Annotated in this window: 26 protein-coding genes and 1 pseudogene; all 27 read left to right on the forward strand. The window is 37.7% G+C overall.

Translation table 11 applies throughout. The features are described from left to right. Positions 1–13 precede the first annotated feature (13 nt). Positions 14–553, forward strand: coding sequence for a 50S ribosomal protein L5 (gene rplE / locus M901_RS00395; protein WP_021276166.1), 540 nt, complete (start codon positions 14–16; stop codon positions 551–553). A 14-nt stretch (positions 554–567) separates the two neighbouring features. Then, the gene (gene rpsN, locus M901_RS00400) at positions 568–873 is read left to right on the forward strand and encodes a 30S ribosomal protein S14 (protein ID WP_021276172.1); all 306 of its coding nucleotides are present in this window, start codon (positions 568–570) and stop codon (positions 871–873) included. 20 nt (positions 874–893) lie between these two features. Continuing rightward, positions 894–1,274, forward strand: coding sequence for a 30S ribosomal protein S8 (rpsH, locus tag M901_RS00405; RefSeq protein WP_034719184.1), 381 nt, complete (start codon positions 894–896; stop codon positions 1,272–1,274). 9 nt (positions 1,275–1,283) lie between these two features. After that, a complete protein-coding gene (gene rplF / locus M901_RS00410; RefSeq protein ID WP_021276164.1) occupies positions 1,284–1,820 on the forward strand; it encodes a 50S ribosomal protein L6 in 537 nt (178 codons plus the stop codon). Positions 1,821–1,876: 56 nt separating this feature from the next. Next, complete coding sequence (gene rplR, locus M901_RS00415; protein WP_021276179.1) at positions 1,877–2,254, forward strand: 50S ribosomal protein L18; 378 nt, start codon at positions 1,877–1,879, stop codon at positions 2,252–2,254. A gap of 113 nt (positions 2,255–2,367) precedes the next feature. Then, positions 2,368–2,856, forward strand: coding sequence for a 30S ribosomal protein S5 (rpsE, locus tag M901_RS00420; protein ID WP_034719187.1), 489 nt, complete (start codon positions 2,368–2,370; stop codon positions 2,854–2,856). A 13-nt stretch (positions 2,857–2,869) separates the two neighbouring features. Beyond that, positions 2,870–3,052 carry a 50S ribosomal protein L30 gene (gene rpmD / locus M901_RS00425; protein WP_021276153.1) on the forward strand — a complete coding sequence of 61 codons (183 nt, stop codon included), beginning with the start codon at positions 2,870–2,872 and terminating at the stop codon, positions 3,050–3,052. A 14-nt stretch (positions 3,053–3,066) separates the two neighbouring features. After that, positions 3,067–3,519, forward strand: coding sequence for a 50S ribosomal protein L15 (gene rplO, locus M901_RS00430; RefSeq protein ID WP_034719189.1), 453 nt, complete (start codon positions 3,067–3,069; stop codon positions 3,517–3,519). A gap of 15 nt (positions 3,520–3,534) precedes the next feature. Further along, positions 3,535–4,848, forward strand: coding sequence for a preprotein translocase subunit SecY (secY, locus tag M901_RS00435; RefSeq protein ID WP_021276148.1), 1,314 nt, complete (start codon positions 3,535–3,537; stop codon positions 4,846–4,848). After that, complete coding sequence (locus tag M901_RS00440; RefSeq protein ID WP_021276173.1) at positions 4,848–5,489, forward strand: adenylate kinase; 642 nt, start codon at positions 4,848–4,850, stop codon at positions 5,487–5,489. The genes secY and M901_RS00440 overlap by 1 nt, the downstream gene beginning before the upstream one ends. A 72-nt stretch (positions 5,490–5,561) precedes the next feature. Further along, positions 5,562–5,786, forward strand: a complete 225-nt coding sequence (infA, locus tag M901_RS00445; protein ID WP_021276185.1) for a translation initiation factor IF-1 — start codon at positions 5,562–5,564, stop codon at positions 5,784–5,786. A 20-nt stretch (positions 5,787–5,806) separates the two neighbouring features. Continuing rightward, positions 5,807–5,920 (forward strand): 50S ribosomal protein L36, encoded by a 114-nt coding sequence (gene rpmJ, locus M901_RS00450; RefSeq protein WP_021276174.1) that lies wholly within the window; start codon positions 5,807–5,809, stop codon positions 5,918–5,920. Between the two features lie 18 nt (positions 5,921–5,938). Beyond that, complete coding sequence (rpsM, locus tag M901_RS00455; protein ID WP_021276188.1) at positions 5,939–6,322, forward strand: 30S ribosomal protein S13; 384 nt, start codon at positions 5,939–5,941, stop codon at positions 6,320–6,322. A gap of 14 nt (positions 6,323–6,336) precedes the next feature. After that, positions 6,337–6,723 (forward strand): 30S ribosomal protein S11, encoded by a 387-nt coding sequence (gene rpsK, locus M901_RS00460; protein WP_021276162.1) that lies wholly within the window; start codon positions 6,337–6,339, stop codon positions 6,721–6,723. A 23-nt stretch (positions 6,724–6,746) separates the two neighbouring features. Next, positions 6,747–7,769, forward strand: coding sequence for a DNA-directed RNA polymerase subunit alpha (locus M901_RS00465; RefSeq protein WP_021276184.1), 1,023 nt, complete (start codon positions 6,747–6,749; stop codon positions 7,767–7,769). 24 nt (positions 7,770–7,793) lie between these two features. After that, on the forward strand, positions 7,794–8,150 hold the full coding sequence (rplQ, locus tag M901_RS00470; protein WP_021276163.1) for a 50S ribosomal protein L17: 357 nt from the start codon (positions 7,794–7,796) through the stop codon (positions 8,148–8,150). Between the two features lie 69 nt (positions 8,151–8,219). Beyond that, the gene (locus tag M901_RS16030; RefSeq protein WP_021276177.1) at positions 8,220–8,777 is read left to right on the forward strand and encodes a TlpA disulfide reductase family protein; all 558 of its coding nucleotides are present in this window, start codon (positions 8,220–8,222) and stop codon (positions 8,775–8,777) included. Between the two features lie 134 nt (positions 8,778–8,911). Beyond that, positions 8,912–9,163 carry a hypothetical protein gene (locus M901_RS17685; RefSeq protein WP_021276165.1) on the forward strand — a complete coding sequence of 84 codons (252 nt, stop codon included), beginning with the start codon at positions 8,912–8,914 and terminating at the stop codon, positions 9,161–9,163. Further along, positions 9,163–10,482 (forward strand): sigma 54-interacting transcriptional regulator, encoded by a 1,320-nt coding sequence (locus M901_RS00485; RefSeq protein WP_021276155.1) that lies wholly within the window; start codon positions 9,163–9,165, stop codon positions 10,480–10,482. Before M901_RS17685 ends, M901_RS00485 begins: the two co-directional genes overlap by 1 nt. A gap of 242 nt (positions 10,483–10,724) precedes the next feature. Continuing rightward, positions 10,725–12,287 (forward strand): annotated as a pseudogene (locus M901_RS00490) (acyl-CoA carboxylase subunit beta). Next, positions 12,284–13,735: an acetyl/propionyl/methylcrotonyl-CoA carboxylase subunit alpha gene (locus tag M901_RS00495; RefSeq protein ID WP_053335802.1), complete on the forward strand. Its 1,452-nt coding sequence runs from the start codon at positions 12,284–12,286 to the stop codon at positions 13,733–13,735. The pseudogene M901_RS00490 and the gene M901_RS00495 overlap by 4 nt, the downstream one beginning before the upstream one ends. A gap of 9 nt (positions 13,736–13,744) precedes the next feature. Then, positions 13,745–14,119, forward strand: a complete 375-nt coding sequence (locus M901_RS00500) for a hypothetical protein (RefSeq protein WP_021276182.1) — start codon at positions 13,745–13,747, stop codon at positions 14,117–14,119. 22 nt (positions 14,120–14,141) lie between these two features. Continuing rightward, positions 14,142–14,258: a biotin/lipoyl-containing protein gene (locus M901_RS17690; protein WP_369793739.1), complete on the forward strand. Its 117-nt coding sequence runs from the start codon at positions 14,142–14,144 to the stop codon at positions 14,256–14,258. A gap of 15 nt (positions 14,259–14,273) precedes the next feature. Beyond that, a complete protein-coding gene (locus M901_RS18145) occupies positions 14,274–14,711 on the forward strand; it encodes an SPFH domain-containing protein (RefSeq protein WP_021276154.1) in 438 nt (145 codons plus the stop codon). 41 nt (positions 14,712–14,752) lie between these two features. Beyond that, positions 14,753–15,277, forward strand: coding sequence for an FtsH protease activity modulator HflK (gene hflK, locus M901_RS18150; protein ID WP_021276186.1), 525 nt, complete (start codon positions 14,753–14,755; stop codon positions 15,275–15,277). Further along, the gene (locus M901_RS18155; RefSeq protein ID WP_021276189.1) at positions 15,270–15,731 is read left to right on the forward strand and encodes an SPFH domain-containing protein; all 462 of its coding nucleotides are present in this window, start codon (positions 15,270–15,272) and stop codon (positions 15,729–15,731) included. The genes hflK and M901_RS18155 overlap by 8 nt, the downstream gene beginning before the upstream one ends. Further along, the coding region (locus M901_RS18160) for an SPFH domain-containing protein (protein WP_021276180.1) at positions 15,703–16,168 on the forward strand (466 nt) is incomplete at its 3' end. The genes M901_RS18155 and M901_RS18160, both read left to right, overlap by 29 nt.

Here is a 16,168-nt window from a genome sequence, read left to right on the forward strand (position 1 = left end):
GGTAGAGGCGGATATGAGTAGATTAAATGATCATTACAAGAATGAAGTAAAAAAACAATTAACAGATAAGTTTGGTTATAAAAACGTACACCAAGTACCAAAGCTTGAGAAAATCGTTGTTAACTGTTGTACAAGAGATGCAGTAACAAACTCTAAAATTGTACAATCGATTATGACTGATCTAGGTGCAATCACTGGTCAAAAGCCAGTAGTAGCTAGAGCAAGAAAATCAGTTGCCGGATTCAAGCTAAGAGAAGGAATGCCACTAGGAGCTTCAGTGACTCTTAGAGGTGAAAAAATGTATGAATTCCTAGATAGACTTATCAATATTACACTTCCTAGAGTTCGTGACTTTAGAGGTGTATCATCGAAAGGTTTTGATGGAAAAGGTAACTATACTCTAGGTCTAAAAGAGCAAATTATCTTCCCTGAGATCTCTTATGATCAAATCGACAAAGTTCGTGGTCTAGGTATCTCAATCGTTACTACTGCACAGAATAACGAAGAAGGAAGAGAACTGTTAAACCTATTTGGTATGCCTTTTAGCAAGTAATTGAGGATAGGATAATGGCAAGAAAAGCAAAAATCGAAAGTAATAAGAAAAGAATCGCACTATCTGAAAAATATGGTGCTCTTAGAAAAGAACTTAGTGATAAAGTTAAAAATGAAAAACTTTCTGAGGAAGAAAGATTTGAAGCTATGATTAGACTTCAACAACTTCCAAAGAATTCATCTAAGGTAAGAGTACGTAACAGATGTGAATTAACTGGTCGTCCAAGAGGATTTTACAGAAAGTTCAAGTTATCTAGAATCGCATTTAGAGAACTAGCACTTAGAGGTATGATCCCAGGTGTAACTAAGTCAAGCTGGTAATGTTGAGGAGTTGAATTATGATGACTGATCCTATAGCGGACATGCTAACAAGAATGAGAAATGCAATCAATGCTGGTCATGATAGAGTAGAATTTCCTGCATCTAAATTGAAAGCGGCTATTTGTAAAGTAATGAAAGACGAAGGTTATATTCGTTCATTTAAGATCATTGCTAAAACTGAAAGTGATATTAGAGTAAAAGTATTACTTAAAGAAAATGCAATTGTTGGACTAGAAAGAGTTTCTAAGCCAGGTCTTAGACAATATAAAGGTTACAAATCAGTACCAAGAGTTATCTCTGGTCTAGGTACATCTATCCTTTCTACTTCTAAAGGTGTTATCTCTGATAGAGACGCCAGAAAAGAGAAAGTTGGTGGCGAAGTAATTTGTAATATTTGGTAGGAGTTGACAATGTCACGTATCGGAAAAAACCCAGTTGTAGTTCCTGAGAAAGTTCAAGTAAGTGTAAACGGACTGAACGTAAGTGTTAAGGGACCAAATGGTGCACTAGAATATACATTCTGTGATAGAGTAACAATTGCTCTTGAAGGAAATGAAGTAAAAGTTAACCCAGTGGACGAGTCTAAAAAGGCTCGTGCAATGTGGGGAACTGCTAGAACATTAATTAACAACATGGTTACTGGTGTAACTACAGGATTCACGAAAACTCTTGAGTTCAATGGTGTTGGTTATAAGGCCGCTGTGTCTGGAAATGTTCTTAACCTTAACCTTGGTTATTCACACCCAATTGATTACACTCTTCCAGAGGGTGTATCAGCAAAGGTAACAAAGAACGTTATCGAGCTTACAGGATGTGATAAGGAACTAGTTGGTTTTGCTGCAGCAAAAGTAAGATCATTTAGACCACCTGAGCCATATAAAGGTAAAGGGATTAGATACTCTGATGAGCACATCATTAGAAAAGCTGGTAAGTCAGCTGGTAAATAATAAGTTAAAGTTGAAGTAGCCTAATAATAGTGAAAGCTTAGGGTGAAGAGGTAGTTATGATTAGAAAACCAAATGGTAAAGTAAGAAAAGCTAGTGAAGGTAGAAGACTTCGTAGAAAGCTTTCAATCCGTAAAACTGTTAGTGGAACTGCAGAAAGACCACGTCTATCTGTTATTCGTTCAAACAAGCACTTATCAATCCAGGTGATTGATGATGTTGCAAATGCTACTCTATTTAGTGTTCAAACTTATGGTAAGAACGCTATTGCAGCTAAAAACAATGTAGAAGGTGCAAAAGTTGTTGGATCTAAGCTTGCGGAAGCTCTAAAAGCTAAGAACATCAGTACAGCAGTATTCGATAGAAATGGTCTTAAGTACCATGGTGTTGTTGCTGCAGTTGTTGAGTCTGCAAGAGAAAACGGGATTCAAATTTAGGAGTTAGTATGAGCGAAGAAACTAAAAAAGAAGCTACAGTAGAAGCAAAGCCAGCTGCGAAAAAGAAGTCGGCACCAAGAAAAGCTCCTGCTAAAAAGAAAAGCCAAGGAAATATGGACGTTGAACTCGAAGAAAGAGTTGTAGCGGTTAACAGAGTTGCTAAGGTTATGAAGGGTGGTAGAAGATTTTCTTTCTCTGCACTTATGATCGTTGGTGATAAGAAAGGTAGAGTTGGATTTGGTTTAGGTAAGGCGAAAGAAGTACCTGAAGCAATTAGAAAAGCAACTCAAGCAGCACAAAAAAGTATGATTAACGTACCTGTTGATGGTGGAACTATTCCTCACCAAGTACTTGGTACTTTTGATGCTGGTAAGATCCTATTTAAGCCTGCTGCAGAAGGTACTGGTGTTAAGGCTGCTGGTGCATGTCGTTCAATTCTAGAACTTGCTGGGATTAGAGATGTACTTACTAAGTCACAAAGAGGGAACAACCCTCATAACATCGTAAAGGCTACTTTTGATGCTCTTAAGCAATTAAGATCAGTTGAAGAAGTTGCTAAAGCAAGAGGAAAAGACGCTAAAGGTCTTAGAATCAAAGGTTAAGTAGAGGTTTAAAATGACTGCTAAAACAATAACTGTTAAATTAAAGAAAAGTACAATTAAGTGTACTGAAAAGCAGAAGGCTACAGTTAGAGGTCTTGGACTTAGAAAGACAGGTTCTTCTAAGACTCTTGAGAATACTTCAGCTGTAAGAGGGATGATCAAAAAAGTTATCCACCTTCTTGATATTCAAGAATAAGCGAGGCGAATATGTTGACGTTGAATAACTTAAAAAGCCCAAAAGGTGCTCACAAGAATATTAAGAGAATCGGTCGTGGACAAGGTTCAGGACAAGGTACTCAGGCCGGTAAAGGTCACAAAGGTCAAAAAGCTAGAGCTGGTGGTGGAGTAAGAACTGGTTTTGAAGGTGGAAATATGCCACTATATATGAGACTACCTAAGAAAGGTTTCTCAAATGCTCCATTCAAAACAGAATATGCTGAGGTAAGCCTTGCACAACTTGAAGCCAAATTTGATGGTGGAGAGGTAACTAGAGAAGCTCTTATTGAAAAGGGACTTCTAAGTGGTATTAACAAAAGACGCCCAATTAAAGTTCTAGCAAATGGAGAACTTAAGACGGCTCTTACATTTGTAAATATCGACAAGTTTTCAAAAGCGGCTGCTGAAGCTGTTGAGAAAGCTGGCGGAAAAATATCTAACGATTAAGAAAGGATTTTTTGAATGTCAAACGCTCAAGGAAAGTTAGAAGAGCTTAAAAAGAAGATTTTTTTCACCTTTTTATTATTAGTTGTATATAGATTGGTTGCGCAGATACCCGTACCTGGGGTAGATGCGCAAGCAATTTCTTCGTATTTTGCCGAAGCTGGTGGCGGAGGACTTTTTGATCTTATCAACACTTTCAGTGGTGGTGCTTTCAAGAGGTTTTCAGTATTAGCTCTAGGGATTATGCCATATATCACAACTTCAATTATCTTCAGCTTACTTGGGGAAGTCATTCCTCAAATCCAAGAGCTTCAAGAAGATTCAGAAGGTCACAAGAAAATTCAAAGATGGACAAGATATGCAACAGTATTGCTCTGTTGTGTTCAAGGTTATAGTATGGCCGCCGTTTTTGAAACTTTCGTAAGCCCTGGTGGTGCGAGAGTTATTCCTGATCCGGGAATGCTTTTTAGAGTGACAACAATGATCACACTAGCGACAGGGACGATGTTCCTACTTTGGCTAGGTGAGAGAATTACTGAATTTGGTCTTGAAAACGGTGTATCACTAATTATCTTTGCTGGTATTGCTGTTGAGCTTCCATCAGAAGTTATCCAAAATCTTACTCTTTATAAAAATGGTGAGATGACTGGTATTTCTCTACTAACTTTCTTCTTGGTAATTGCGGTATCATTCTTTGTTGTTGCATTTATTGAGAGAGCTTTTAGAGCAGTTCCTGTTCAGTATGCAAAAAAAGTTGTTCATAATAGAGTATATGGAGGAGCACAAACTCTTCCTATGAGAGTTGATACAGGTGGTGTTATGCCTCCAATCTTAGCTTCGTCACTTCTTGCGGCGCCAGCTACGTTTGCAACTTTTATTCCTCAAGAAAGTGCGTTTAGACCATATTTTGAGACGATTCAACAGTCTCTTTATCCTGGTCAAATGCTGTTCAATATTCTTTTTGCTCTACTAATCGTGTATATGACTTATTTCTATGCGCCGATTCAGTTTAAGACAAATAAGATTACTGAAATGCTTCAGAAGAATAACGCTTTTATTCCAGGAATTAGACCAGGTGATAAAACTAAAGAATATTTAGACTTTGTCTTAAATAGACTTTCATTCTTTGGTTCTTTTTTCTTAGTTGTAATTTGTATTCTTCCAACAATTATTACAGGTTCTCAGACGAGATTTGGTGGTACAGCCATGCTAATCTTAGTTTCTGTTTCTGTAAGAGTTATGATGAATATTCAATCGTTTATGTTTGCCGACAGATATGAAATGTCTTACAAGGCTAAGGGCAAATATAACGGAAATAATAGAAGGTTTTAATGAAGCCACAGTTAATTCTTATAGGTGCGCCTGGTTCTGGTAAAGGTACACAGGCGAAAAACCTCATCGATGAGATGGGGTATAACCATATATCAACAGGTGATTTACTTCGAGCAGAGATTGCTAAAGGTTCAGAGCTGGGACAAAAGCTTAAGTCTATTCTAGATGCTGGTAATCTTGTAGATGATGCAACTGTGCTAGAGCTTCTTAATGCAAATTGTGAGCTTGAGGGTAAATCTTATATCTTTGACGGGTATCCAAGAAATCTAGAGCAGGCAAAAGCTTTAGATGAGCATGTGCTTAAGGGTGCAAACTCTATGGCAATCTACTTTGATATCGATCTTGAGATTCTGATTGAGAGAATTGTTAACAGAAGAACGGCTCCAAAGAGTGGTGAGATTTATAATCTAATCACAAGACCACCAAAGGTTCCAGGGAAATGTGATGTTTCAGGGGAAGATCTAGTCCATAGAAAGGACGACAATGAAGATACTGTTAGAAATAGAATGAACATTTTCAAAGAGAATGTTGATCCTATTCTTGAGTATTACGAAGGGCAAGGAAGACTTCAGAGAGTAAATGCTGCATCTTCTGCAGTTGAGGTTTTTGAGCTAATCAAAAAAATTATTGACAATAAATAGATAAAAAAGTGTTTATGTCTTGTCATATGGCCCTGAGTCATATATACATGCATATCACTTATAGGTGAATTTATGAGTAATCAAGAGACTATTGAAGTTGAAGGGGAAGTTACTGAGCTTCTGCCAAACACAAAGTTTCGTGTAAAACTTCCTAATGGACACAGTGTTATTGCACATATCAGTGGGAAGATGAGAATGCACTTTATTAAAATCCTTCCAGGAGACAAAGTGCTAGTAGAAATTAGTAAATATGACCTGACTAAAGGTAGAATTACGTATCGTAGTAAAGGACGCTAGCGTAGTAATAAGAGGTAGTTATGAAAGTTAGAGCATCTGTAAAGCCAATGTGCAAAGATTGTAAAGTTATTAAAAGAAAGAATGTTCTTAGAGTTGTATGTAAAAACCCTAAGCACAAACAAAGACAAGGTTAATTAGAAAGGAGTGTAGCTATGGCAAGAATACTTGGTGTTGATATTCCTAGAAATAAGGTAATGAGAATTGCCCTTCAAGCTATCTACGGTGTTGGGCCGAAGGTTGCAGCTGAAGTTCTAGAAAAAACAAACATTGATTTAAACACAAACTCAAACGAAATCACTGAAGAGCAAGCGAACGAAATCAGACTTGTACTTGAAAGTGAGTATAACGTTGAGGGTGATTTAAGAAGAGAAGTTGGTCTGAACATTAAGCGTCTTAAGGACCTAGGATGTTACAGAGGAATTAGACACAGAAAAGGTCTTCCAGTTAGAGGTCAAAGAACTTCTACAAACGCAAGAACTCGTAAGGGTCCTGCTGTTGCAATTGCTGGTAAGAAATCTGTTAAGTCGATGAAGTAAGGTAGGAGTCTAAGATGGTTAAAAAGACAGCTTCAAAGAAAAAAGTTAAAAAGAATATTACTAAAGGTATTTGTCACGTTCAGTGTTCATTCAATAACACGATCGTTACATTTACTGATACAAGTGGAAACGCAATTTCATGGGCATCTGCTGGTCAACTAGGGTTTAGAGGATCTAAAAAATCTACTCCTTTCGCGGCTCAGATGGCATCTATGGAAGCTGCAAAAAAAGCAATGGAACATGGTCTTTCAAGTGTTGAAGTTCGTGTTAAAGGTCCAGGTGCGGGTAGAGAGAATGCTGTTCGTGCGTTGTTAGCTGCTGGTTTAAAGATAACTTCTGTTGCAGATAGGTCTCCAATCCCTCATAATGGATGTAGAGCACCTAAAAGAAGAAGAGTTTAATTTTAAATACTAGGGAGTTATTAATGGACTCATTTATTGCAAAAAATTGGTCAAGCATGATCAGACCTGTAGCGCTAGAGCTAGACGCTGATAAGCAAAGTGCTATTTATGGAAAGTTCGTTGCTAAGCCACTTGAGAGAGGATACGGACAGACTCTTGGTAACTCACTAAGAAGAGTTCTATTATCATCTCTACAAGGTGCTGGTATCGTTGCTATTAGAGTAGACGGTGTTGAGCACGAATTTGGTACAATTAATAACGTTAAAGAGGAAGTTTCTGAAATTATTCTTAACCTTAAAGAAGTACACTTTAAGCTAAAGGATAGAGAAGATGTAATCCTTACTCTTGAAAAATCAGGAGAAGGTCCTGTAACTGCTGGTGATATTGCAGAGCACGCGAATATTGAGGTTTTAAACCCAGATCACGTAATTTGTAACATCTCTTCTGGTGGATCAATTAAAATGGAACTTAAAGTTGCTAGAGGTAAAGGTTATGTTACTGCTCTAGATAACAAAGAAATCCATGATCTTCCAATTGGATGGATCTACCTAGATACACTTTTCTCACCTGTTAGTCGTGTAAACTACACTGTAACTAACTCAAGGGTTGGGAAGAGAACGGACTACGATAAGTTAACTCTTGAAATTTGGACAAACGCTGGTGTTAATCCTCAAGATGCTGTTGCTTACTCAGCAAAGATTCTTAGAGATCAACTAGCAGTTTTCCTAAGTTTTGAGGATGAAGAAGAGATTACTAGACTTGAGACTAAGCCTGCTCAACAACAGAGCACAGCTAACTCAGCTCTTCTTAAACCAGTTTCTGAGCTAGAACTGTCTGTAAGATCTGCAAACTGCTTGCAAAATGCTAATATTAAGTATATTTACGAGCTTGTATCGAAGACAGAAGGTGAAATGCTTAGAACTAAGAACTTTGGTCGTAAGTCACTTAACGAGATTAAGGAAATCCTTACACAAATGGGACTTGGTCTTGGTATGAAAGTAGACAGCATTATGAAAGATCTTAAAACTGAAGAGAATGGTCAGTAGTAGAAGTTGAAGTAGGAGTGGATCATGAGACACCAAAAACATAAATTTAAATTAGGGGTTAGCCCTTCACATAGAAAATCAATGGTTAGAAACCTAGTATCAGAAGTAATTGATCACGGTATGATTAAAACAACTCATACACGTGCAAAAGCTATCCAACCAGTAGTTGAAAAGCTTATTACAATTGCAAAGAATGATACAGTTGCTAACAGAAGACTTGCATTCAAGAAACTAAACGACAAGAATGCAGTTTCTAAGCTATTTTCTGACGTAGCACCGAAGTTCAAAGAAAGAAACGGTGGTTACACAAGAATCATGAAGCTATCTGATAATAGACTTGGTGACAACGCTAAGATGGCTTACATCGCATTCGTAGACTAATTAATAAGTTTACATAAAATTTGCAAAAAAGGGCTTCTCTTTTCGGGAAGCCCTTTTTATATTGAGCCTATGTCTACATCTAATAAATTTTCCCTTATTTTTATATTAATAGCGATCACCGTTGGTTATTCACTTTTTCATAAGAAGAAGCTGGATACGTATTTTGATGCGAGTTTGACTCCTATTTTAAAAGAGTTACCTAAGAATGTTTCGTTGACATATTTTAAAGACGGGAAGAAGTTGGATCTAGCTGAAGAGTTAAAGACTTCAAATGGTCTTCTCGTTCACTTCTGGGGAACATGGTGTGCTCCTTGTGAGTATGAGTTACCAGAATTTCTGAAGTTTTCAGAAGAGTTAGGAAAGAAGAATATCAAAGTTATTCTTTTGGCCGTGAATGACAAAGATGTAAAGATTAAGAAGTTTCTGAAGAGATTTGGAAAACTTTCAGACAATATTATCGTGAGCCATGATCCAAATGGTCACTCAATGAAGGAATATGGGGTAGTTAAAGTACCTGAAACATTCCTTTTCAATAAAGATGGAAAGAACGTCAATAAATTTGTCGGTCCTCAAGATTGGGGTCTTCCAGTGTATATCAAAAGAATAGTCAATTATTTAGGACTATAATATCAGAGACTTAGCTTTGTAGGCGCTTTGTATAAAGTTTTTCCAGAATTGTATAAAGTTTGAGGCAGCTTTTGCCGAAATGTTAGACAGTACTATCTTCCAATAGGGAAGTTTTTAAACACGGAGACTGTCAAATGATTAACTGGAACGAGCTTAACGGCCTACACGTAATCTCTAAGCTAGAAGAAATTCTAAATAAGTGGTTTGGTGTAGAGTGTTTTTACACTGATATTCATTACAAAATTAGAAGTGCTCATGTCGAGAAGGGATACGAGTTTAGTAATCACTTCTTTAAAGTTCAGATGGAAATGCCACATGGTTATGATGTCGTTGCTAGTATATTGAGAAGTTTTCTGATGAGCTACATTCTTCAAAAGAAAGTGTAATGGTTTTTGATTCTCATTTTCATGGGGCTAAGATTATTGCTGCTAAGATTGAAGTTGATGGTGAACACTTAGGTAACGTATTTGCTTATCCTTTTGTATATGACTCATTTACTGAGCAAGAAAGAGAAGAATTAATTAAGCAACTTGTTGAAAGTGGCGCAAATCAAGCTGATGCAGAAGGTGCAGTCTCACACTTAAAAGCTTTAGCTCCACAAGAAGTTGATTACCTTAAAGAGCTAGTTGATCTAGTTGCTGAAGAGGTTGTGACTTTCCATAGTGAAATTTCTAAAAGGGAAGAAAGAATTCATATGCTAAATTCTGAGCTTGGTGAAAAGTTCAGGTATCACAATATGATTGGTAAATCGAAATCAATGCAGAAGATTTATAGTCTTCTAGAAAGAATTTCGAGTTCAGAATCTTCGGTTCTTATTCAAGGGGAAAACGGGACAGGTAAGGAACTTGTTGCTAAGGCCGTACATTTCCATTCTCCAAGAAAGGATTATCAATTCTTAGCGGTTAACTGTTCGGCATTCAACGAAAACCTACTTGATTCAGAGCTTTTTGGGCACGTTAAAGGTTCATTTACAGGAGCTCATAAAGATAAGCCTGGTTTATTTGAGGCAGCCAATGGTGGAACGCTGTTCCTGGATGAAATCGGGGATACTTCACTAAGTATGCAGGTTAAGCTTCTACGTGTTCTTCAGGAAGGAACTTATATTCCTGTCGGGGCTGAGTCTCCAAGAAGAACTGACGTAAGGATTCTTGCAGCAACAAATAAAGATCTAAAAACAATGATGGCCAAAGGTGAGTTTAGAGAAGACCTTTACTACAGAATTAACGTTCTAAACGTAAATCTTCCACCACTAAGAGACAGACAAGAGGATATTCCAATTCTTATGGAAAGCTTCCTTAAGAGAAAATGTGATGAGTCTGGAATGCCGATGAAGACATTCTCTAAGAAATGTATGGAGAAGATGTTGGATTACCCATGGCCAGGTAATGTTCGTCAGCTGGAGAACGAAGTTGAAAGACTTGTTGTTCTTGCTGGTGATGATAAGACGATTACACCAGATTTATTGAGTCCTCAGATTCTAGATCATGGTGCAGCTCCAGTATCTGCTTCACGTGGAGTTAATACTTCTGGGAAGCTTAAGGATGCTCTAATGGAACTTGAAGTTATTATGATCAGAGAAGGTCTCAAGAGATGTAACTTCAACAAGTCTAAGCTTGCTAAGGAGCTTGGGGTTTCGAGAGCGAGTCTTATCATGAAGGTCGAAAAATACGGTCTAGATAAGAGAAAAAAGGCCGCTGGAGAGTAGATTTCTAGCGCTGGGTTGTCATGTCAGAAATGGCTGATATTTGATGACTCTTGGTCAGTTTAAAACTGTTTAATTTCAATACTTTAGGGGCTCTGTCGAGCCCCTTTTTTTATTCCTAAATATTGACGCAGGGGTAATAGCCCTTTTGAATTTTATCGGTGTACAATGCTCGGATAATTTCAACGCCTTTTAAGTTTTAAGGTGACTATTACTCTTAGTCAGATGGGAGGTTACAGATGACTATGGAAGAAATTCAAGAGCAAAAACGTGCTTTGCTTTTAGAAAAGAGACAACTCGCAGAACTTGGTGGTGGTGAAGCTAGAATTGCTAAGCAACACGATCAAGGTAAATATACAGCAAGGGAAAGAATCGAAAGATTGATCGATCCTGGAACATTCATTGAATTTGATAAGTTCGTAACTCATAGATGTGTGAACTTTGGAATGGAAGAGAAGAAATTCTATGGTGATGGTGTCGTAACAGGTATTGCCGAAATCAATGGACAGAAAGTTGCGGTATACTCACAAGACTTTACTTGTTGGGGTGGAGCTCTTGGTGAAGCTCACGCGAGAAAGATCTGTAAGATTATGGACTTTGCACTTGAGAACAGAATTCCAGTTATTGGGATTCAAGATTCTGGTGGTGCTCGTATTCAAGAGGGTGTTGATGCTCTTGGTGGATATGCTGAAATCTTCTGGAGAAATGTTAAGTGTTCTGGTGTTATTCCTCAGATCTCACTTATCATGGGTCCATCAGCTGGTGGTGCTGTTTATTCTCCTGCAGTAACAGACTTTATCTTTATGGTAGATAAGTCTTCTTACATGTTTGTTACGGGTCCAGATGTAATTAAAACTGTAACTCACGAAGAAGTAACAAAAGAAGATCTTGGTGGAGCTGCGGCTCACTCAGAGAAGTCTGGTGTTTGTCAGTTTAAGTGTAAAGATGAAGATGATTGTTTTGAGAGAGTTAGAGAACTTCTTTCTTATATCCCTGCTTCAAACTTTAGAGCTCAAACTGAGAAGTTTTCTTCTGACCCAGTATATAGAGACAACTCGAAACTTAAGACAGTTGTTCCTGCAAACCCTAAGAAGCCATATGATATGAAAGAAGTTATTCTTGATATCGTAGATGATGGACGTTTCTTAGAAGTACACAAAGACTATGCGAAGAATATCATCGTTGGTTTCGCTTCTATTGGTGGAATTAAGATTGGTATTGTTGCAAACCAACCAGAAGTTCTAGCTGGTGTTCTTGATATCGATTCTTCTTGTAAGGCTGCAAGATTTATTCGTTTCTGTGATGCTTTTGATATTCCAATTGTTTCTCTTGTTGACGTACCAGGTTTCCTACCTGGAACTGTTCAAGAGTACGGTGGGATTATTAAGCACGGATCTAAATTACTATACGCTTACGCTGAAGCAACTGTTCCACTAATCACACTTATTACAAGAAAGTCATATGGTGGAGCTTATGACGTTATGGCGTCTAAGCATATTAGAGCAGATGTTAACCTTGCTTACCCAACAGCTGAAATTGCGGTTATGGGAGCTGAGGGTGCTGTAAATATCGTCTTTAGAAATGAGCTTAAAGGTCTGACTGGAGAAGAGTTCGACAAGAAGAAAGCTGAGCTTGTAGCGAACTATGAAAATAACTTTGCTAATCCATATGTTGCTGCTAGAAAGAGGTTACGTTGATTCAGTAATTCTCCAGAAGAGACAAGAAAGAGACTTTATGAGTATCTGAAAGTTCTTAAAGATAAGAAAGTTGAAAGACCTAAGCGTAAACACGGGAATATTCAATTATGATGATCAGACAGCCAGAAAATACTAGTAGAAGAGTAATGATTGCAAACCGTGGAGAAATTGCTTCACGTGTAGCCAAGGCTTGTCGTGAGCTTGGGCATACGCCAATCGGTTTATGGACAGATAATGAGCCAGAGGCAACTCACTTACAGTTTTGTGATGAGTGGGTACACCTTGAAGGTTCTACAAATGCTGAAACTTACCTAAATCCTGAGAAGATTCTTAAGGTTGCTAAGGAAAATAATGTTGATGCTGTTCACCCTGGATATGGGTTTCTTTCTGAGAATGCAGATTTCGCAAATCTACTAACTCAAAATGGAATCGTTTTTATTGGTCCAAATGTTGAGGCCATTAAAGTTATGGGTGATAAGGCCACTTCAAAGAAACTAGCTAATGAAGCTGGTGTTCCTACTGTTCCTGGAACAGACGGAGCGGTACCAACTGTTGAGAAGGCAATTGAGATTTCTAATGAAATTGGTTATCCAGTTCTTCTTAAGGCCGTAGCTGGTGGTGGTGGACGTGGAATGCGTGCCTGTGCCAACGAGCAAGAAGTTAGAGATAACTTTGAAGCGGTTGGAAGAGAGTCTCTTGCGGCATTTAACAACGGTGATCTTCTTGTTGAGAAGCTTATCGTTAATCCAAGACACATCGAAGTACAGATTCTTGCTGATAAGAAAGGGAATACATTTCACTTCTTTGAAAGAGAGTGTTCTGTTCAAAGACGTCACCAAAAAATTATTGAAGAAGCACCATCTCCATTTATTGGAGATGATGAAGAAGTTAGACAGGCAATCTGTGATACTGCCGTTAAACTTGCTAAGGCCGTAAATTATGACTCAGCTGGAACAGTTGAATTTATTATGGCTGAAGATAAGAGTTTCTATTTCCTAGAAATGAATACAAGAATTCAGGTAGAACACCCAATCACTGAAGAGATTACTGGGATGGATCTTATTGTATGTATGATTCAAGCAGCTCTAGGTGATGAACTAGGTATTCCTAACCAAGAATTTATTACAAGATCAGGACACGCTATTGAGTGTCGTATCTGTGCTGAAGACCCAATAACAATGCTTCCAGCTCCAGGGCTTGTGACAGGATTTGAAACAAACTTCCCACAAGGAACTCGTTTTGATAACTGTCTGTACAAAGGTCTTGAAGTTACTCCTGACTTTGACCAAGTGGTTGGTAAGTTAGTTTGTAAAGGTATTGTTAGAGATGTTGCTGTTAGAAAAATGAGAGCAGCTCTTAATGGTCTTTTCATTGAAGGTCTTAAAACAAATATCCCACTTCTGAAGGAAATTCTAAGAGAAGAGAACTTCTGTAACGGTAATTACTCTACTGCTTACATTAAGGAAGTAGCTCCTCAAGATAGAGTTAGCACAGAATTTAATCATCACCGTTTCTACACTATCCTTGCTGGTGTTGAAGCTCGTAGAATGGGAATATAGGAGATAGGGATGAGAACGTATTTAATAGATGATGAATCAAATGAAATCATTGTTGATCTTACTCGTACTAAAATCCATGATTATAATTTAGTAGAGTTTGATTACCAAACAATTGAAGATAATAAGCAAACAAATAAAGAAACAATCTGGGTTAAGAAAGTTTCTGGGCAGTACTTTGTATCTACGGATCAAAAGAAATGGGCAAAGATTCCACGTCAGGATCTCCCTTCTCGTATGATTAATGTTAATACAACTTACAATATCTTTAGAGGATATAAGCCATCTGGTCTTGGTGGAGCTGACGAAGGTGAGCTACTAACTAAGATGCCAGGTAAAATCGTTAAAATTATTGCTGAAGTTGGACAAGAAGTTAAAAAAAGGTGAGACACTTTTAATTCTTGAGGCAATGAAAATGGAAAATGAAATCAAGTCTGGACTTGATGGAGTTGTAAAAGCAATCCACGTCAAAGAAGGTGACGCTCTTGAAGAGAACGTCCTAATGATGGAAGTGGAAGCAAATTAATTCGAAGGAGCGGATATGTCTTTTAATCAAAGACAACCACAAAATGATTTCGAAAAAATGAAGCAAGATTTAGATAAGGCCCTAAAGTTATTAGGGCCTTTTTTAGTTTTTGCTCTTATTTTTGTGGTTGGTTACACGTCATTTTACACAGTAGAGCCAGATGAGGAAGCTGTCGTAATTAGATTTGGTCAGTACTTGAAAACAAATTCACCGGGACTACATTTTAAAGTTCCTATGGGTGTGGATAACGTGATTAAGGTAAAGACGAAAAGAGTTTTACAAGAAGAGTTTGGTTTTAGAACAACGAGTACTAGTGGAAGAAGATCTTCATACTCTAGAGCTAATACTGGAAGAGAGTCATTAATGCTTACTGGGGACCTTAACGTTGCTGACGTTGAGTGGGCCGTTCAGTATAGAATTAGTGACCCATTTAAAATATCTCTTCCAAACTAAGTGCTCCGATTCAAAACGTAAGAGACGTTTCTGAGTCTATTATGAGGAGAGTCGTTGGTGATAGATCAGTTTCAGATGTTCTTACTGTTGGTAAGGCTGAAATTGAAATCCAAGCAAAAGAACTTATGCAAGAAGTACTTAATAAGTACGACATGGGTGTGAAAGTTATTTCTGTTAAGCTACAAGATGTAAACCCACCTCAAGTGGTTAAGGCATCATTCAATGATGTAAACGCAGCTAAGCAAGAGCAAGAAAAAGCTATCAACGAAGCAGAAGGAGCTTACAATAGAATTATTCCAGAAGCTCGTGGTAAGGCCCAGAAGAAAATCTCTCAAGCAGAAGGTTATGCCTCAGCTGTTATCAACAGAGCTCAAGGTGATGTTGCTAAATTCAAGGAGATTCTTGTTGAGTATCAAAGAGCTCCGAAAATTACTAGAAAGAGAATTTATCTTGAAACGATGGAGTCTCTTTATGGGAAATTTGGGAATATCATGATTGTTGATCCAAAAGTAAAAGGACTGCTTCCTGTTTTTGGTAAAAAAATAAAGGAGGACAATAATGAATAAGATACTAGTCCTAGTTATTGTCGTTTTAGCTTCTGCTGTTATTGGTAAGAATACTCTGTACGTTCTTCACGAAGGAAGACAGGCCATTATTACACAATTTGGTAAACCTGTTGGAAGTCCAATTACAGAAGCTGGACTACACTTTAAAAAGCCTTTTGTTCAAGATGTACGTTATGTTGATAAGAGGATTCTAAGTTGGGATGGTGATCCAAATCAAATTCCTACTAAAGACAAGAAATATGTACATGTTGATACGACTGCAAGATTTAGAATTGTTGATGCACTAAAGTTTATCCAGACTGTGAGAAATAAGAGTGGTGCTAAGGCGAGACTTGATACAATTCTTGATTCAGCTACTCGAAATGTCATTTCTTCTCATAATCTTGTTGAGGCCGTTAGAAACTCTAACGGGATCATTGAAAAGGTTGAAGAGAATAAAAAAGAAACAAGATGACAATACGATTGATGAAGAGATCACTGGTGAGATTGAGAAGGTTCTCGTTGGTAGAGAAAACCTGAGTAAGCTAATTGCTGAGAAGGCTGATAGTGAACTTGCTGAGCTGGGTATGCAACTAATTGACGTACAATTAAGACGTATCTCATATGAGGCAAGCGTTGAGTCTAAGGTTTATGAGAGAATGATCTCAGAAAGAAAGAGAATTGCATCAAAGATTAGATCAATTGGTTCTGGTGAAAAGGCAAAGATTGAAGGACGTCTTGAAAAAGATCTAAGAAGAATTGAGTCTGAAAGTTATAAGAAGGCTCAGTTAATTAAAGGTCGTGCTGATGCAAAAGCATCAGCTATTTATGCAAAGGTTTTTTCGAAAGATCCAAAGTTCTATGAGTTCATGAAATCTATGGAAGCTTACGGTAAATCTATTAAAGAAGACA

The organism is Bacteriovorax sp. DB6_IX, assembly GCF_000447775.1.
Lineage (GTDB): Bacteria > Bdellovibrionota > Bacteriovoracia > Bacteriovoracales > Bacteriovoracaceae > Halobacteriovorax_A.

Coding starts and splice junctions, on each gene's coding strand:
- rplE (WP_021276166.1), top strand. CDS start 14: ATGAGTAGATTAAATGATCATTACAAGAATGAAGTAAAAAAACAATTA.
- M901_RS18155 (WP_021276189.1), top strand. CDS start 15,270: ATGAATAAGATACTAGTCCTAGTTATTGTCGTTTTAGCTTCTGCTGTT.
- rpsN (WP_021276172.1), top strand. CDS start 568: ATGGCAAGAAAAGCAAAAATCGAAAGTAATAAGAAAAGAATCGCACTA.
- rpsH (WP_034719184.1), top strand. CDS start 894: ATGACTGATCCTATAGCGGACATGCTAACAAGAATGAGAAATGCAATC.
- M901_RS00495 (WP_053335802.1), top strand. CDS start 12,284: ATGATGATCAGACAGCCAGAAAATACTAGTAGAAGAGTAATGATTGCA.
- rpsE (WP_034719187.1), top strand. CDS start 2,368: ATGGACGTTGAACTCGAAGAAAGAGTTGTAGCGGTTAACAGAGTTGCT.
- rplF (WP_021276164.1), top strand. CDS start 1,284: ATGTCACGTATCGGAAAAAACCCAGTTGTAGTTCCTGAGAAAGTTCAA.
- M901_RS00485 (WP_021276155.1), top strand. CDS start 9,163: ATGGTTTTTGATTCTCATTTTCATGGGGCTAAGATTATTGCTGCTAAG.
- M901_RS17685 (WP_021276165.1), top strand. CDS start 8,912: ATGATTAACTGGAACGAGCTTAACGGCCTACACGTAATCTCTAAGCTA.
- M901_RS17690 (WP_369793739.1), top strand. CDS start 14,142: ATGAAAATGGAAAATGAAATCAAGTCTGGACTTGATGGAGTTGTAAAA.
- M901_RS00500 (WP_021276182.1), top strand. CDS start 13,745: ATGAGAACGTATTTAATAGATGATGAATCAAATGAAATCATTGTTGAT.
- rpsK (WP_021276162.1), top strand. CDS start 6,337: ATGGTTAAAAAGACAGCTTCAAAGAAAAAAGTTAAAAAGAATATTACT.
- rplQ (WP_021276163.1), top strand. CDS start 7,794: ATGAGACACCAAAAACATAAATTTAAATTAGGGGTTAGCCCTTCACAT.
- infA (WP_021276185.1), top strand. CDS start 5,562: ATGAGTAATCAAGAGACTATTGAAGTTGAAGGGGAAGTTACTGAGCTT.
- hflK (WP_021276186.1), top strand. CDS start 14,753: ATGAGGAGAGTCGTTGGTGATAGATCAGTTTCAGATGTTCTTACTGTT.
- rpmD (WP_021276153.1), top strand. CDS start 2,870: ATGACTGCTAAAACAATAACTGTTAAATTAAAGAAAAGTACAATTAAG.
- M901_RS18145 (WP_021276154.1), top strand. CDS start 14,274: ATGTCTTTTAATCAAAGACAACCACAAAATGATTTCGAAAAAATGAAG.
- rpmJ (WP_021276174.1), top strand. CDS start 5,807: ATGAAAGTTAGAGCATCTGTAAAGCCAATGTGCAAAGATTGTAAAGTT.
- rpsM (WP_021276188.1), top strand. CDS start 5,939: ATGGCAAGAATACTTGGTGTTGATATTCCTAGAAATAAGGTAATGAGA.
- rplR (WP_021276179.1), top strand. CDS start 1,877: ATGATTAGAAAACCAAATGGTAAAGTAAGAAAAGCTAGTGAAGGTAGA.
- M901_RS16030 (WP_021276177.1), top strand. CDS start 8,220: ATGTCTACATCTAATAAATTTTCCCTTATTTTTATATTAATAGCGATC.
- M901_RS00465 (WP_021276184.1), top strand. CDS start 6,747: ATGGACTCATTTATTGCAAAAAATTGGTCAAGCATGATCAGACCTGTA.
- secY (WP_021276148.1), top strand. CDS start 3,535: ATGTCAAACGCTCAAGGAAAGTTAGAAGAGCTTAAAAAGAAGATTTTT.
- M901_RS00440 (WP_021276173.1), top strand. CDS start 4,848: ATGAAGCCACAGTTAATTCTTATAGGTGCGCCTGGTTCTGGTAAAGGT.